Annotated in this window: 15 protein-coding genes; 7 read left to right on the top strand and 8 right to left on the bottom strand. The window is 68.1% G+C overall.

Going from position 1 to position 16,108, the window contains the following annotated elements; genetic code table 11:
• Window positions 1-230: 230 nt before the first annotated feature.
• Window positions 231-959 carry a class I SAM-dependent methyltransferase gene (locus tag ACZ2IA_RS16515; RefSeq protein ID WP_470293688.1) on the top strand — a complete coding sequence of 243 codons (729 nt, stop codon included), beginning with the start codon at window positions 231-233 and terminating at the stop codon, window positions 957-959.
• Window positions 960-1,113: 154 nt separating this feature from the next.
• Here ACZ2IA_RS16515 and ACZ2IA_RS16520 read toward each other — a convergent pair whose 3' ends face one another.
• The 6 genes from ACZ2IA_RS16520 to ACZ2IA_RS16545 form a co-directional block, all read right to left on the bottom strand.
• On the bottom strand, window positions 1,114-1,707 hold the full coding sequence (locus tag ACZ2IA_RS16520; protein ID WP_470293689.1) for an acyltransferase: 594 nt from the start codon (window positions 1,705-1,707) through the stop codon (window positions 1,114-1,116).
• Between the two features lie 146 nt (window positions 1,708-1,853).
• Complete coding sequence (locus ACZ2IA_RS16525) at window positions 1,854-2,735, bottom strand: SDR family NAD(P)-dependent oxidoreductase (RefSeq protein WP_470293690.1); 882 nt, start codon at window positions 2,733-2,735, stop codon at window positions 1,854-1,856.
• Window positions 2,736-2,774: 39 nt separating this feature from the next.
• Complete coding sequence (locus tag ACZ2IA_RS16530) at window positions 2,775-4,514, bottom strand: FAD-dependent oxidoreductase (protein ID WP_470293691.1); 1,740 nt, start codon at window positions 4,512-4,514, stop codon at window positions 2,775-2,777.
• Between the two features lie 141 nt (window positions 4,515-4,655).
• Window positions 4,656-5,855, bottom strand: a complete 1,200-nt coding sequence (locus ACZ2IA_RS16535) for an acyl-CoA dehydrogenase family protein (protein WP_470293692.1) — start codon at window positions 5,853-5,855, stop codon at window positions 4,656-4,658.
• A gap of 249 nt (window positions 5,856-6,104) precedes the next feature.
• Complete coding sequence (locus ACZ2IA_RS16540; protein WP_470293693.1) at window positions 6,105-7,310, bottom strand: helix-turn-helix transcriptional regulator; 1,206 nt, start codon at window positions 7,308-7,310, stop codon at window positions 6,105-6,107.
• Window positions 7,311-7,518: 208 nt separating this feature from the next.
• On the bottom strand, window positions 7,519-8,583 hold the full coding sequence (locus ACZ2IA_RS16545; protein WP_470293694.1) for a 3-ketosteroid-9-alpha-monooxygenase, oxygenase component: 1,065 nt from the start codon (window positions 8,581-8,583) through the stop codon (window positions 7,519-7,521).
• Between the two features lie 241 nt (window positions 8,584-8,824).
• Here ACZ2IA_RS16545 and ACZ2IA_RS16550 point away from each other — a divergent pair, with 241 nt between their 5' ends.
• The 4 genes from ACZ2IA_RS16550 to ACZ2IA_RS16565 are packed head-to-tail and all read left to right on the top strand — an operon-like array spanning window position 8,825 to window position 12,480.
• Window positions 8,825-9,634: an SDR family oxidoreductase gene (locus tag ACZ2IA_RS16550; RefSeq protein ID WP_470293695.1), complete on the top strand. Its 810-nt coding sequence runs from the start codon at window positions 8,825-8,827 to the stop codon at window positions 9,632-9,634.
• A 4-nt stretch (window positions 9,635-9,638) separates the two neighbouring features.
• A complete protein-coding gene (locus ACZ2IA_RS16555) occupies window positions 9,639-10,571 on the top strand; it encodes an alpha/beta hydrolase (protein WP_470293696.1) in 933 nt (310 codons plus the stop codon).
• Window positions 10,568-11,698, top strand: a complete 1,131-nt coding sequence (locus ACZ2IA_RS16560) for a 3,4-dihydroxy-2-butanone-4-phosphate synthase (protein WP_470293697.1) — start codon at window positions 10,568-10,570, stop codon at window positions 11,696-11,698. The genes ACZ2IA_RS16555 and ACZ2IA_RS16560 overlap by 4 nt, the downstream gene beginning before the upstream one ends.
• A gap of 17 nt (window positions 11,699-11,715) precedes the next feature.
• The gene (locus ACZ2IA_RS16565) at window positions 11,716-12,480 is read left to right on the top strand and encodes an SDR family NAD(P)-dependent oxidoreductase (protein ID WP_470293698.1); all 765 of its coding nucleotides are present in this window, start codon (window positions 11,716-11,718) and stop codon (window positions 12,478-12,480) included.
• Window positions 12,481-13,517: 1,037 nt separating this feature from the next.
• Here the strand turns inward: ACZ2IA_RS16565 and ACZ2IA_RS16570 are convergent.
• Window positions 13,518-14,201 (bottom strand): LrgB family protein, encoded by a 684-nt coding sequence (locus tag ACZ2IA_RS16570; RefSeq protein WP_470293699.1) that lies wholly within the window; start codon window positions 14,199-14,201, stop codon window positions 13,518-13,520.
• A gap of 3 nt (window positions 14,202-14,204) precedes the next feature.
• Complete coding sequence (locus tag ACZ2IA_RS16575; RefSeq protein WP_470293700.1) at window positions 14,205-14,585, bottom strand: CidA/LrgA family protein; 381 nt, start codon at window positions 14,583-14,585, stop codon at window positions 14,205-14,207.
• Window positions 14,586-14,727: 142 nt separating this feature from the next.
• On the opposite strand from ACZ2IA_RS16575, the gene ACZ2IA_RS16580 reads away from it, so the two are divergent.
• A complete protein-coding gene (locus ACZ2IA_RS16580; protein ID WP_470293701.1) occupies window positions 14,728-15,642 on the top strand; it encodes a LysR family transcriptional regulator in 915 nt (304 codons plus the stop codon).
• Window positions 15,639-16,100, top strand: a complete 462-nt coding sequence (locus tag ACZ2IA_RS16585; protein ID WP_470293702.1) for an LEA/WHy family protein — start codon at window positions 15,639-15,641, stop codon at window positions 16,098-16,100. The genes ACZ2IA_RS16580 and ACZ2IA_RS16585 overlap by 4 nt, the downstream gene beginning before the upstream one ends.
• The last annotated feature ends 8 nt before the right edge of the window (window positions 16,101-16,108 follow it).

Raw genomic sequence — 16,108 nt, forward strand, 5'->3', positions numbered from 1 at the left:
CGTTGCCCTCAAGATCGGCACCCTGCAACGGTCCGTGCCAACCGGGTCGGGCTTCGTTTTTACACAGCCTGGGCCGATTGCAGCCTGTCAGAAATAACAGAGGCTCACCCCGTTCAGAATCATCAAAGGAGGAAGGGGTTGATCGTCCCCCCGGATCAGCCCCAGCGATTGCTCAATCTGAAGCAATGCCAGACAATATAAGCATCCATCAATAAATACACATCAAGAACATGGCACAGAACATCTACGACAATCAGGCCTTCTTCGAGGGCTACAGCCAGCTGGGGCGGTCGATTCATGGTTTGGCAGGCGCGCCGGAATGGGCCGCCTTGCAGGCCATGCTCCCCGACATGAAGTGCCTCAACGTGGTCGACCTCGGCTGCGGCTACGGCTGGTTCTGCCGCTGGGCGCGCGAACAGGGCGCCGCCCAGGTGCAGGGCTACGACGTGTCGGCCAAGATGCTGGAGCGCGCGAGTTCGACGACGTCCGATCCGGCCATCAGCTACCTCCGGGCCGATCTGGAAACGCTGGCGCTGCCCGAGACCGCGTTCGATCTGGTGTACAGCTCGCTGACGCTGCATTACATCGAGGACCTGGCCGGCCTGTTCGGCCGCATCCACCGCGCGCTGGTGCCCGGTGGACGCTTCGTGTTCTCGATCGAGCACCCGGTCTTCATGGCCCCGCAGAACCCGGGGTGGCTGACCGACGTGCAGGGCCACAAGACCTGGCCGGTCGACGGCTACCAGAACGAGGGGTCGCGGGTGACCAACTGGCTGGCCAAAGGCGTGATCAAGCAGCACCGCACCATCGGCACACTGCTGAACGGGCTGATCCGCACCGGCTTCACCCTGAGTCATGTGGAGGAATGGGGGCCGACGGCGGAGCAGATCGCGGCGATGCCCGCGTTGGCCGAAGAGGTTGAACGGCCGATGCTGCTGCTGGTGGCCGCGCAGCGCTAGGCTCCGCCCCCATGGGGGTGCAGGTCCTATCGCCCGGATCGTCTTCATCGCGCGGACGGTGTCGATGAACCGTCGACCTGCTCGCTGGAACACCAGCCGACCCGCACAGAAAAACGCGGCCCGCACGGGCCGCGTTTTCGTTGAGTGGACGGCACTATCCGCCAAGGCTGCCGGCGGCATCAGCGCACACCGTCCGGCGGTCGGGCTCCTCGCGCTCCAAGGGTTCGACCGCCACCATCGTCGCGAGCGAGCGCTGCGCCAGCGCCTGATAGAGCCGCGTGCCGTTCGCCTTCTTTGTAATCTCGTCCTCGGCAAGCGCCCTCACCACCCGCGCCGGCACGCCGGCGACCAGCGTGTCGGCCGGCACCCGCATGCCTTTCGGCACGAAGGCCGATGCGGCGACGAAGGCGTTCTCGCCGACCACCGCATCGTCCATCACCACCGCATTCATCCCGACCAGCGCGTTGCGTCCGATGCGGCAGCCGTGGATCACCGCGCCGTGGCCGATGTGGCCGTCCGCCTCGATCAACACTTCGACGTCGAGGTTGGAATGGATCACGCAGCCGTCCTGCACATTGACCCCGGTCTCCAGCCGGATGCGGCCGAAGTCGCCGCGCAGGCACGCACAGGGGCCAATATAGCAGTGCGGGCCGACGATCACGTCGCCGATCAGCACCGCGTCGGGGTGGACGAAGGCGGTCGGGTCGACCACCGGCACCAACCCATCGAGCTCATAGACCTTGGCCATCCTTGATCCTATTCATAATCTTGCTGCGCAGCCCTGATCGGGGCTCATGCGCTGCTCGGAATCCTCATGTACTCCATGTACATTCCGGTTCCTGTGCTGCTCTTCACCCCGCTGAGGGCCGCTCGCGACAGATTCTGAACAGGCTCTCACACCACCCGCGCCGGATGCTGTTCGCTCGGCGTGCCAAACATTTCCCGGTACGACGGCGGCTGGCGCCCGCCCTCGTCGGTGATGCCGTAGCGGCGGGCGAGCTCGGCCGTGATCAGCGCCTTGCCGGACAGGCTGGCAAGATCCGGATCGCGGCTCAGCGCATCGACGATGCGGCCGTTGAAGCGCGGCGTCTCGGCAACCGCCAGCAGCTCGGCGTACTGGTCGGCGCGGTGGCGTCCGGCGACGCGGGTACGCTCGGTCAGCTGCGGGCCGAGCCACAGCGACACCGCCGCCACGCCATGCGCCTCGAGGTCGATCGCCATGTCGGCGGCGAGCTTGTCGACGCCGGCCTTCTGCGCGCCGTAGGCCGGACCGTGCATATAGCAGTTGGCACCGAACGAGGACACGAAGGCGATCAGGCCGTGCCGCGCGCGCACCATCAGCGGCGCCGCGTAGTAGCTGGCGACGTAGGCCGAACGCAGACCCACGTCGAGGATGCGCACCATGTCGAGCGGTTTCTGCCAGAAGCCGCCCGGGTCGATCAGGTTCTCGTGCAGGAAGGTCGCGTTGTTGACCAGGATGTCGAGCCGGCCGCTCTCCTGCTCTACCCGTTCGAACAGCGCGCGGATCTCCTCGTCGACGCCGTGGTCACACAGCACCGCGATGCCGCGCCCGCCGGCCTGCGTCACCGCGTCGGCGGTCTCGTAGATCGTGCCGGGCAGCGCCTCGCCGCACAGGCTGGCGCCGCCGCTGCTACCGGTCGAACGGCCGGTCACGTACACCGTCATGCCGGCCTCGCCGAGCGCGATCGCCACGCCCTTGCCGACGCCGCGGCTGGCGCCGGTCACCACCGCCACCCTGCTTTGTCGTTCGCTCATTGCTGTTCTCCTCGTCGTTGTCGGACTCGTCCAGCGCGCCTACACGGCGCGTGCCGCCTGCTGCTCTGTCACGTCGGTTTCGGCATCGTCCGCGGCGGCCAGATGGCGCGCGGCGATATAGCCGAAGGTCATCGCTGGCCCCAGCGTCGATCCGGCGCCCGGATAGGTCGGCCCCATCACCGACGCCGAGGTGTTGCCGATCGCGTATAGGCCGGCGATCGCCGAGCCGTCCTCGCGCAGCACGCGGGCGTGCTCGTCGGTCAGCAAACCGCCCTTGGTGCCGATGTCGCCGGCGTCGACGCGGACCGCGTAGAACGGGGCCTTCGTCAGCGGCGCGAGGCAAGGGTTGGGCTTGTTGTCCGGGTCGCCGTAGTAGCGGTCGAAGGCGTTGCCGCCCTTGCCGAACTCCGGGTCCTCGCCGCGCTCGGCGTAGTCGTTGACCCGCGCGACGGTCGCAACCAGCCCGGCCGGGTCGACGCCGATCCGTTCGGCCAACGTCGCCAGCGTCGGCGCGCGGTGGATCACCTTGCCCCACCAGTCGGCCGGCACGCGGAAGTCCGGCTGCGCGATGCCCGGCAGCAGCGGCCCCATCGGGTAGCGCGAACGAAAGCGCGCGTCGAACACCAGCCAGGCCGGCACGCTGCAGCCGCTCTTTGCATGGTCCTCGTACATCGAGTAGACGATGTCGGTGTACGGCGCCGCCTCGTTGACGAATCGCCGCCCGAGGCCGTTGACCAGCACGCAGCCGGGCAGCGCCCGTTCCATGAACAAGGTGCGCTGCTTCTCCTCGCCCGGCACCGCCATCGTCGGCGCCCACCAGGCATGGTCGGTCAACGCTGTCGCGGCGCCGAGCTTGAGGCCGGCGAGCAAGGCGTCGCCGGTATTGGTCGGCGGCGCGGAGCTCCAGTCGCTATTGGTCGGCCCCGGCAGGTAGCGCTCGCGCAGCGCCTGGTTGCGCTCGAAGCCGCCGGCGGCGAGGATCACGCCGCGCCGCGCCGAGAGCGTACGAGGCTCGCCTTCGCGCCTCACCGTCAGGCCGGTGACGCGGCCGTCGGTCTCGACCAGCTCGACCAGCGCGGTGTTCAGCCACAAGGGGATGCCGCGGTCGAGCATCGAGCGACGCAGCCGGCCGATCAGCGCGTTGCCGAGCGCGAGGCGCCGGTCGCGGCGGGTGCGGCGCCGCCAAGCGAAGTCCAGCCAGTAGCGCGCCATCAGCCCACCGAGCAGCTTCATCCAGCCCTTTTCCTTGCTCAGCATCCGCTGCGCCTCGGCGGCGGTCATCGCGAGGCGGCCGCCGACCAGCGTGCCCGGCGACGGCTCGCGCATCCGGAAGAATTCCTCGCCGAGTTCGGCCGCGTCGAACGCCTCCGGGTCCATCGTGCGGTAGCCTGGCCGCGAGCCGGGCAGCGCCTGGTAGTAGTCGGCGTACTTCGGCATCGAACGGTAGCGCACCCGGGTGTGCTCCTCGAACCAGCGCAGCATCGGAGCGGCGTTGTCGACGTAGGCTTCGAGCTTCGCCTCGGCGACCATGCCGCGCGTCGCGGCCTTGAGATAGGTCAGCGCGTCGGCGCGGTTGTCCTCGCCGCCGAGCGCGGCGATCTGGTGATTGCACGGTATCCATACGCCGCCACCGGACACCGCGCTGGTGCCGCCGTAGCGGTCGGACTTTTCCACCACCAGCACCGACAGTCCCTGCTCGTGGGCGACGATGGCGCTGGCGAGCGCGCCGGCGCCGGAGCCGACTACCACCACGTCGTAGCTATTCGGGTTTTGCGTCATGGGAAGCCCCATCAGGTTTCGGACCCGAGTCGCCAAGAAAACCCAGCGTAGCGGTCCTGGCTAGGCGCCGCCGCAGCCAGTACAAGTCCGTACGGCAAGGCGGTGCAACAACGCCAGGAGGGTTTTATTGGCGGCTCGCCATCACAGGAAGAAGTCGGTGTTGTCGCGGCCGAGCAGCACGCCGCCGTAGTTGCGCGAGTACTTGTCGACGTTGTTGGCGACGTGGGTGCGGGCGCAGTGGATGTCGACGAAGTAGCGCGACAAGGGGCTGCCGAGATAGATGCCGTGCGCGCCGGACGAGTAGAACAGCCGGCTCACCAGCTGCGCACAGCGGTCGACCACGCTCGCCGACTGCACGCGGTAATGGATGCGGTCGAGCAGCTTCAGCGGCTCGCCGGCGCGCAGCGACGCCATCATGCTGGCGAAGTTGCGCAGCAGCATGGTGCGCATCTCGTCGATCGCGAGGCTGGTCTCGGCCGCCAGTTGCTGCGCGGTCGGGTCTTCGGCGGTACGCGAGCCGTCGTTGACGCTGACGCGCCCTCTGCCGGCGTCGACAAAGCTGGTTAGCGCGCCCTGCAAGGCGCCGATCGTCGCGGTCGACACCGCGCGGACGAAGATCTGGCCGAACGGCAGCTGGTACAGCGGTGCGTCGTTAAGCGCCAGGCCCGGGCTGGTGCCGGCGAAGCCGTCGGCCGCCTTGTGGGTGCGGTACTCCGGCACGAAAGCGCCCTCGACCACCACGTCCTGGCTACCGGTGCCCTTCAGGCCCACCGTGTGCCAGACGTCGTCGGTACGGAAATCGCCACGCGGCACCAGGAAGGTGCGGTATTCCGGCGCCCCGCCCGGTTCGGCCGGCGGCACCAGCACGCCGAGGAAGGCCCAGTCACAGTGGTCGACGCCGCTGGAGAAGCTCCAGCGCCCGGACAGCTTGAAGCCGCCGTCGACCCGTTCGATCTTGCCCTTGGGCATATAGGACGACGAGATCAGCGTGGCGCTGTCCTGCTGCCACACATCGTTCTGCGCACGCTCGTCGAACAGCGCCAGCTGCCAGTTGTGCACCGCGATCACGCCGTAGATCCAGGCGGTCGACATGCAGCCTTCGGCGAGTGCCATCTGCACCTCGAAGAACACCTGCGGGTCGAGCTGGTAGCCGCCCCAGCGCTTGGGCTGCAGCACCCGGAACAGCCCGGCTGCCTGCATGTCGGCGATAGTCTCGGCCGGCACGCGCCGCTCGCGTTCGGCGCGCGTTGCGCGTTCGCGCAGTTGCGGGATCAGCGCGCGGGCGCGCGCGACGAGCTCCTCGCCTGTGACGGTCAGATCGGATTGTTGTTCGCTGCGCATCGCACTCTCCTGCAAGCTGGTTGGCGTTGTGGTGCAGCGGCCCGCATCCGGCAGGCCGCACCGACGACAGACAGGGCCGACGCAAGCGCCCCCTGATGCTGCGCAGTGTCGGGCAAGGAAAGGCGACGCTCATCGTCCGAAGGGACTACGGATGGCGAACAGGGGAAATTACGGGGAAAGGTTGGCCGAACGGCCATGAAAAAGGCCACGGGCGCAATGCCCGTGGCCTGGTGGAATACCGAAGTCGAATCAGCCGAGCGTCACGACGCTGTTGAGCAGCACCCGCACCAGCGTGGTCTGGCGGGTGACGCCGGTCTTGGAGAAGATCGAGCGCAGGTGGGCGCGCGCGGTGTTGCGGCGGATGCCCATCTCGTCGGACGCCTCGTCGAGCGTCATGCCGTCGGCGAGCAAGGTCGCCAGCACCGCCTCGGACGGGGTCAGGTCGAACAGCCGCATCACGATCTCGTGCGAGGGCTGGCTGCGCGAGTCGGGGTCGCGTAGGAAGATCACCACCGCCGGCCTATCCGGCCCGTCGTTCCACTCGTCCTCCGGCGCGGCGCGCACCAGCACGCCGATCTTGCCGTTGCCGGACGGCCGGGTCAGCGAGATCGCCTCGACCACCGACGGCCCGCGCCCACCGCCGCTCAGCTGCAGCGCCTGCTTGATCAGCCGCTGCAGCTCGCGGTGTTCCTGGCCGTACTCGGCCTGCAGCGCGCCCTTGACCAGCTTCAGGCCGTCGGCCTGCGCCAGGATCTCCTGGCCGTGCCGGTTGACCTTGATGATCTCGCCGCGCGGGTTGAGCACGATGGTGCCGATCAGCATCCGGTCGACCGCGCCGGCGTACATCTGCCGCTCCACCTCGAGCTGGCCCATCGTGCTGTGCATCTTCACCGCACGTTTCAGGTGCGACAGCAGCTGGCGACAGATCGCCTTGTCGCGTTCGGAGTACGGCGCGGCGTCCTCGCCGCGACACAGCCGCAGTCGGCACTCGATGCCGTTGTCGGTCTTCAGGTCGGCGCCGAGCACGTGCAGGATGTTGTGCGGCTGGAGGAATTCGCGGTAGATCGCGCTCTCGCGCCAGGTCTTCTCGCCGAGCAGCTCGGCAGCGGTCACCACCTGGTTGTCGGGGATGCCGGTGAACGGGTCGAGCGCGAAGAAGTGGGTGTTGTACGAGGCGTGGCCTTCGGCGGTGACGTTGCCGGCGTGGATCATCACGCCGCTCCAGTTCTGCGCCGGCGGGCGCAGGATCAGCGTGACGTGCGAGCTGTCGAGCTGCTCGCCGAGCAGTGCCAGAAAACTGCGCCACGGGGGGGTTTCGGTGGCTCCCTCATAGAGGCTGTCGAGCAGGGCGCTCACTTCGGCGGGGGGAATGGTGGGAGCATCGGGTATGCCAGCGGAAACGACGCCGGGCATCCCATCCCGGGTACGCGCGGGGCGCAGCAAGGCGTGGGCCATCGGTTTTCTCCTCTGTTTCCTTTGATGGTCGTCTTATTGTTTCCGTGTGTGTCCACGGATGATCCGGCTGTTCCGCCGGTTTAGTACTACTACCCCCCGCCCGGTACAGATGTCCGGGATGGTGAAGCATCGGGTGGACGCCGCGGAGGCAGCCGGCGACGTCACCCTTGGTGAAATCTGAATCAAATTGCGCTGAAAAGCCAGCGGCTCAGTCGAGGTGATAGAGCGCCGGTTTCTCGTCGATGCCGAAGTCGAGTTCGAAGCGCCGGGATTCGCGCATATCGGGCTCGATTTGCGCGACATCGACGTAGAACTGCTGGTACCAGCGGCGCGCGTGGTAGATCGGGCCGTCGTTTTCGCACAACACCGGGTTGTCGATGCGCACCTTGTTGTCCCAGATCGCCACGTCCTCAAGCAGCGCCGCCTGCGCCTGCTCGACGTATTGCGCGGCGATCGCCTGGTTTTCCGCCTCGGACAGCCCGGGGATCTTCTCGACCAGCACGCCGTAGAACAGCCGGAAGCTCCCGGTGTCGATCGGCGTGTTGCAGGTGATCAGCATCGAGCGGATCGTCAGGCCGTCGAACGCGCCGACCATCTCGACGAACAGATTGCCCGGCCCATGGTAGGTGGCGCGGCTGGTGAGGACGCTGTCGCCGGACAAGCGGGCCGAGCTGCCGACCATCAGCTGGGTGGCCTTGTGGTCTTCGAACAGGTTGGCGAAATACACCGGCGGCGCGCCGTGCACGACGTCAAAGTGCGCCATGTCGGCGATGTTGTCGACCAGCTCGCGACTATTGGTGTTGATCGTCCACGAGGTCAGCGTCATCGGCGACCAGTTGTCGGAGAAGCACGCCTTGTAGTGCGGGATCGGCTGCGCCGGGTCGGGCGGGTTGCCCTCCGGGTCGTGCCAGACGAACAGCAGCTGGTTCTCTTCCTGCGCGTGCCAGCGGCGCACCTTGGCCTTCGGCGGCACCCGCTTGCAGTAGGGGATCTCGGAGGCCTTGCCGTCCGGACCGTAGCGCCAGCCGTGGAACGGACAGGCGACGGTGTTGCCGTGCACGCTGCCCAGGCTCAGGTCGCCACCCATATGCGGGCACCAGGCGTCGAGGATGTGGATCGCACCGTCCTCGCCCTGGAACGCCACCAGCCGGGAGCCGAACGCGTCGACGCGGTGCGGCTTGCCGTCCTTGAAGTCGGCGGCGAGCCCCAGACAGTGCCAGCCGCGGGCGTAACGATTGTCGATGGGTTTCGCTTCGATGAGGTGCGCCTGCATGACCTGTCTCCTCCTTGGAATGGAGCCTGATTCTTGTCACCGCGCCCGGTGCCACTCATCGTCCTTTCGGACGATATCCGCTTGCGGGATCAAGCCTCGACCATGCTAACAGCAGACCGCAGATCGCCACCCTGCGCCTAGTCCATGCGGACGATGTTCGGCCAAGCCCGCCCCGCGCAGCATCGCTGAAACCGGCCAAGCGCCGCCCTTCATCCCCGCCCACCCGCCACGGGAGACCGCGATGCCCCACCCTGCCCCTCTACACACCCTTGCCGTGATCACCGGCGCCGCCCGCGGCCTCGGCCGTGCGCTGGCGGTGGAACTGGCCCGCCGCGGCTACCGGCTGCTGCTGGCCGACCGCGATGCCGCGGCGGTGCACGCGGCCGCCTCCGCGATCGGCCCCCAGGCCGAAGCCATGGCCTGCGACGTCACCCGCGAGGCCGATCTCGTCGCGCTGCGCGACCGCGCGTTCGCCGCCGGCCTGCCGGTGCTGCTGGTCAATAACGCCGGCACCCTGCTGTCCGGCAACGCCTGGGAGATCCCGGCCGCCGACTGGCGCCGGGTGCTCGACATCAACCTCATCGCCACCGTCGACGCCTGCCGGCTGTTCGTGCCGGCGATGCAGGCGGCGGGGGGCGGCCAGATCGTCAACGTCGCGTCGATGGCCGGCCTCGCAGTCGGGCCGTGGCTCGCGCCGTACACGGTGTCGAAGTTCGGCGTGGTCGCGCTCTCCGAGTCGCTGTACCTGGAATGCCTGGCCGGCGGCCTGCCGATCGCGGTGTCGGTGGTCTGCCCCGGCCCGATCAGCACCGAGATCGCGCAGGGCCTTTCGGCCAACCCGGCGTCGCCGGCCGGGCAGATGGCCCAAGCCCTGCAGCAGCACATCGCCGCCGGTCTCACGCCGGCCGACGCGGCCCGCCTCGTCGCCGACGGCATCGCCGCGCGCGCGTTCTGGATCTTCACCCACGAGGAGGCGCGCCACGCCGCCCGCGGCCGCCTCGAGGGTCTGCTCGCCGACCTGCCGCCGGCGCTGCCTTTTGCCCAGGAGTAAAGCCATGCCCCTAGACGCCCACGCCCAGGCGCTGCTCGCCGCCTTCGCCGACCTGCCGCCGCTCGACGTGTCCACGCTGACGATCGAGAACTACCGCGCCTATCTCGCCGCCGGCATGGCGCCGGCCGAGCCCGAGCCGCTCACCGCGGTGCGCGAGCTCACTGCCTCCGGCGCCGCCGGGCCACTCGCCGCGCGCGCCTACTATCCTGACGGCGCCGGCCCGCTGCCGGTGCTCGCCTTCTTTCACGGCGGCGGCTTCGTCTCGCTCGGCCTCGACTCGCACGATGCGCTGTGCCGCCGACTGGCCCGCCTGTCCGGCGCTCTGGTCGTGTCGTTCGACTACCGGCTCGCGCCCGAACACCCGTTCCCGGCCGCCGCGCACGACGCGGTCGCCGCGCTGCGCTGGCTGCACGCGCACGCGGTCGAACTCGGCGGCGATGCGGCGCGCATCGCGGTCGCTGGCGACAGCGCCGGCGGCAACCTCGCCGCGGTCGCGAGCCAGCAGTTGTGCGGCGACGCCGCCGAGCCCTGCCACCAATTGCTGTTTTATCCAGTAACAGACGCCATCACCGATACCGCCTCGTACCGCGAGCAAGACAACGTCGGCTTCCTGCCGGCCGCGCTGATGCGCTGGTTCTGGCAGCAATACCTGGTCGGTGCCGACGCACACGACCCGCTCGCCAGCCCCATGCGTTCGGCCAAGCTTGCCGGCCTGGCGCCGGCCACCGTATTCACCGCCGAATGCGACCCGCTGCGCGACGAGGGCGAGGCGTACGCGCGCGCCCTGGCGGTGGCCGGCAACGAGGTCGAACTGAAGCGCTGGGACGGCCAGTTCCACGGCTTCGCCAGCCTGCTCGGCGTGCTGCCGGCGGCCGACGCCGCCGTGGCCGAAGGCGCCGCCGCGCTGCGCCGCGCCTTCGCGGCGGTGCCGGCATGAACGCCCCGCTGGCGGCTGGGCTGCCGGTGCTGGCGCTGATCGACGCGTTCCGGCGCGGCGAGCCGGTGCTGCTGCTCGACGGGGACGGCAGCGATGCCGAAGGCCGGCTGATCCAGGCGGCCGATGCGGTCAGCGAACGCTCGGTGACACTGATGGCGAGCGAAGCGCGCGGGCTGATCTGCCTCGCGCTCGGCGAGTCGCAGCGGCGCCAGCTGAAGCTGCCGCTGCTCGGCGACACCACCCGCCACGGCGAGCGCTTCGCGGTGTCGATCGAGGCGGCCGACGGCGTCACCACCGGCATCTCGGCGGCCGACCGGGCGCTGACGATCCGGCTCGCCGCCGACCCGCGCACCCGCCCCGAACAGCTGGTGCAGCCGGGCCACGTGTTCCCGCTGATCGCCCACCCGGACGGCGTGCTGCGCATCGCCGGCTTCGCCGAGGGCGCCTGCGACCTGGCACGCCTCGCCGGCCTGCCGCCGGCGGCGGCGCTGGTGACGGTGCTCGACGACGCCGGCGAGGTGGCGCGCGGCGCCGAACTGCAGCGCTTCGCCGCGCGCCACGGCTTCGTCAGCGGCACGCTCGCCGACCTGATCCACTACCGGCTGTTGACCGAGGGCACGCTGAGCCGCGAGCTGGAGCGCGAGGTCGACACCCGCCACGGCCGCTTCCGGCTGATCGCCTACCGCGATGCCGCGGTCGACGCCCTGCACCTGGCGCTGCTACTGGGCGAGCCGACGCCTGGCACGCCGACGCTGGTGCGGGTGCAGACCGCCGAGGCGCTGCGCGACGTGCTGCAGCTGAGCGACGACGGCGCGTCGGGCTGGAACGCCGACCGCGCGCTGGCCGCGATCGCCCGCGCCGGCTGCGGCGCGCTGGTGCTGCTCGACCGCCGGGAGACGCCCGGCGACGTGCTCGACGATATCGTGCGAGTATCGAAGGGGGAGTCGGCCCACGCGCCGCGCTTCGCGCAGCGCATGCTTGGCGTCGGCGCGCGCATCCTGCGCGACCTGAACGTCGGCCGAATGCGGCTGATGAGCCAGCCGGTCGCCTACCGGGCGATCGCCGGCTTCGATCTGGAAGTGAGCGAGTTCGTCCCCTACCAGTCGGGCAACGACCCGAAGCGATAACAACAGAGGAGATAAAGATGGCAGAACTGACAGGCAAGGTAGCGCTGATCACCGGCGGCTCGACCGGCATCGGCCTGGCGACCGCCGAGCAATTCGCCCGCCAAGGCGCGGCGGTGGTGATCGTCGACGTCAACGACCGCGCCGGCGAAGCCGCACTCGACAAGCTACGCGCACTCGGCGCCGACGCGCGCTATGTGCACACCGACGTATCGAAGCCGGAAGACTGCGAACGGATGGTCGCCGAGACGGTCGCGGCGTTCGGCCGGCTCGACTTCGCGTTCAACAACGCCGGCATCTCCGGCGGCGACCAGCCGCAGCCGACCGCCGACTACGGTCTCGATCTGTGGCACAAGGTGATCGCTATCAACCTGTCCGGCGTCTACTACTGCCTGCGCGCGCAGATCCCGGCGATGCTGAAGAACGGCGGCGGCGCGATCGTCAACACTTCGTCAGTGGCCGGCCAGATCGCCTTCCCCGGCACCGCCGGCTACACCGCGGCCAAGCACGGCGTGGTCGGGCTGACCAAGGTGGTGGCGGCCGAGTACAGCGCGCAAGGCATCCGCTGCAACGCGATCGGCCCGGGCTTCATCGAGACGCCGATGACGCAGAACGTGTTCGCCTCGGAACAGGCGCAGCAGTGGGTGCAGGCAATCTGCCCGGCCGCGCGTACCGGCAAGCCGGAGGAGATCGCCAGCGTGGTGTACTGGCTGTGTCACCCGAGCTCGTCGTACCTGACCGGTGCTTATCTGCCGGTGGATGGGGGGCTGCTCGCCAAGCGCTGAGTGGTTCGTGACTAGGCAAAAGCCCGATGCGTGCATCGGGCTTTGTTGTTTCGGCCAACCTGGAAGAATCGTCTTTACAGAGTCGAGAACCTTGGAGTGGATGCTGTAGGAAGCGCTGGTTTGGGCTGCGGCTTTGTCGGTCTCGCCCGACGGGCGACCTACTTTTCTTGCTTCGCCAAGAAAAGTAGGCAAAAGAAGGCGACCCCACCGCGCTGGCCTTCGGCTTCCCTCGCACCCGACAAGCGGCCAGGCGCCGCCGAACTCGCCCCGCGCTAACGTCGCGGGACTCGAACAAGCGGCGGCTTAAAACCTGAAACCTGGCCGCTTGCCGGTCACTCGGCAGCGCAGAAGGGGATGGCAGGTCGATTGTACGGCTAGAGGATCGGAGAGAAAGATCAGGTGCTTTGGTTGGAACGGTCATCCGTGCCTCGTTAAAAGGCAGAAACCTTTCGGCCAACCTTGTTGGCACATCGTTCCAACGGCATTCGCCCCAAGAGTCCACCGTCTTTATCCCTGACAATTTCGCGGCGGCTCCCAACGACCGCCCACTCCCCATCGACGCCGCCGAGGACGGCGCGGCCAACGGGGGGGTGTCGGCGAGCACTGTCCGAGTGCCGACGAAGTCGGCGCGAGTTGCGCAGCCGCCCGTTGGCCGTGTCCGCCCGCAGGGCAGCCCGCGAAGCGGGCCGGCGTCGTCGGGGTCGCCTTTCTTTGGGTACTTTCTTTGGCGAAGCAAAGAAAGTACCTCGCCGGTCGGGCGAGACCGACAAAGCCACAGCCCTCACCAACGTTGGCCGAAACAAGCTGATTGGTTGCGCCCCACTCACTTATCCAACAAGCTCAAAACTAGGTCGCTGTCGGACAAGACCGACAAAGCCACAACCCAAACAAACGCTTCCTACGACACTCCCCCACGACGAAACAAAAAAAAAGCCGGCCCACAGGGGCCGGCACAAAGGGTTCTCATACAAGTACACACAGGGAGAGAGGAGAAACATACCGGCCGGCCTTCCAGACCGCCCGGCACCACACACCGGTTACAACAAATGGGCCACCATCGGCGCGGCAAGCACCGTGGCCAAACCACCGAACATCATCGTCAGACTGGCGACCACACCTTCTTCGGCGCCGATCTCGTTCGCCTTGGCGGTGCCCGCACCGTGGGCGGCGGCACCGAACAGGGCGCCCTTGGCGAGGCGCGAGCGCAGCGGCAGCAAGGAAATCATCAATTCACCGATCAGCATCCCGCACACGCCGGTGATCACTACGAACACCGCGGTCAGGTTGGCCTCGGCGCCAAAGCTCGGCGCGGCGGCAAGCGCAAACGGGGTGCTGATCGAACGCGGCGCCAGGCTCTTCTGCAACAGGTCGGACAGGCCGAGCAGCCGGGCCAGCCACACCGAACTCAACATCGCCACCGGCATGCCGACCAGTACACCGGCGGTCAGCGGGAACCAGTGCTTGCGGATCAGCGCGCGCTGCTCGTAGATCGGCACCGCAAACGCCACGGTGGCCGGGCCGAGCAGCCAGCTGAGCCAGCGGGTCTCGCTGAAATAGGTGCTGTACGACACATTGGTCAGCAGCACGCCGGCCACCAGCAGCACCGGCACCGCGAACAGCGGTGACAGCCACCACACGTGGAAGCGCCGGTACAGGCGCTTCACCACGAAATACAGCACGACGGTGACGACAAAGCAGGCGACGGCGATCAGGGTTTCCATGACTTACGCCTCATTAAGGTGACGAAAACGACGACGCACCACGATTTCCAACCGGTAGCAGGCGTCGACCGCCAGCGCGGTCGCGGTCATCACCAGTGCGGTCGACAGCACGATCACCACCATGATCTTCCAGCCCGCGTCGAGCATCAGATCCGAATAGTTGACGATCGCCACCACCGCCGGAATAAAAAACAGCAACATTTCGGCCAGCAACCAGCGCGCGCCGCGGCGGCACCAGTCGAGCGGCAGCCAGCCGAGCGCGAGCGCGGCCAGCGTCAGCGCCATGCCCAGCACACCGGCCGGCACAGCGGGAAGCAACTTCTGCGAAACATGACTGGCGGCTAGCCACACCACGCACAGCAGTGCGACCTGGGAAGGCAACACGAACCATTTTTTTACCGCGGGAGAGCTAGCCGTAGCCATGATTTTTCACACACAACACAGGAGAGAGAGCCGAGTATAGCCAGCACCACACCATTCAAGAAATGAATTAAAATTATTGGGAACATTCCAAAAAGGCATTGAAATGGACGTCCGCGCGCTGCGCTATTTCATCGAAGTGGTACGCCAACAAAACTTCACCCGCGCCGCCGACGCGCTGTTCGTCACCCAGCCGACCATCAGCAAGATGGTGCGCCAGCTCGAGGACGAACTGGGCAGCCCGCTGATCCTGCGCGAGGGCCGCTCGTTCCAGCTCACCGACGCCGGCCGGGTCACCTACGAGCGCGGCCTCGACGTGCTGGCGGCGATGAACCGGCTGCGTACCGAGCTGGCCGACCTGTCGGCGCTGGTGCAGGGCGAGCTGGTGGTCGGCGTGCCGCCGATGGCCGGCGGCGCGTTCTTCGCGCCGGTGGTGAACGCGTTCCGGCAGCGCTACCCGAGGGTCGAGCTGCAGCTGGTCGAGGACGGCGCGCAGGCGATCGAGAGCCGTGTGCGCACCGGCCAGCTGGAGATCGGCGTCGCGGTGCTGCCGGTCGACGCCGAGCAGTTCATGTCGATCAGCTGCATCCGCGACCGCCTGTGCCTGGTCGCGCCGGCCGGCTCGCGCTGGCACGGCCGGCGCGGCGTGCGCTTGAAGGAATTCGCCGATCAGCCGATGATTCTCTATCCCGAGGACTTCACGCTGTCGCACCTGATGGCCGACGCGTACCGCAAGCTCGGCCGGCCGGTGAAGATCGCCGGGCGCAGCGCGCACTGGGACCTGATCGTCGCGCTGGTCGCCGCCGGGCTGGGCCTCGCGCTCTTGCCCGAGCGGGTGATCCGCAGCGTCGACCGCAACCTGTTCGACATCGTGCCGCTCGACGACGAATCGCTGATCTGGCACCTCGGCCTGATCTGGAAGAAGGACACCTACCTGTCGCACGCCGCGCGCGCGTGGCTGGAACTGACCCGTGAACTGTTCGGTGCCAACGCGCCGCCGCCCACAGGAGCCCCCGCATGAAACGCTGTCTCGCCCTCTTCGCCCTGCTGTTCGTCACCGGCTGCGCCAGCCTCTATGGCCAGAAGCCGGAAGTCCGCGTGATCGACATCCAGCCGCAGCAGGCAACGCTGCTGGAGCAGACCTTCAAGCTGGTGCTGCGCATCCAGAACCCGAACAACAAGCCGCTGTCGGCCGACGGCCTGGCGTTCGAGATCAAGCTGGCCGACCAGTCGTTCGGCAAGGGCGTCAGCGGCGGGCCGATCACGGTGCCGGCGTACGGCGACACCACCGTCGACGTGACCTTGCACACCACGCTGGCCGCCTGGCTGCGCCAGGCCGGCAGCTTCATCGACGGCCAGCACAGCACACTGCCGTACGAGATCAGCGGCCACCTGAACGGCCTGAATGGCTGGGGCACCGTGCCGTTCAGGAGCCACGGCGAGCTGAAGCTGCCGAAGGTGCTGGCCGGGCCGCAGTAGGCGCCAGA

This window comes from Crenobacter sp. CS_VA4 (genome assembly GCF_055597485.1).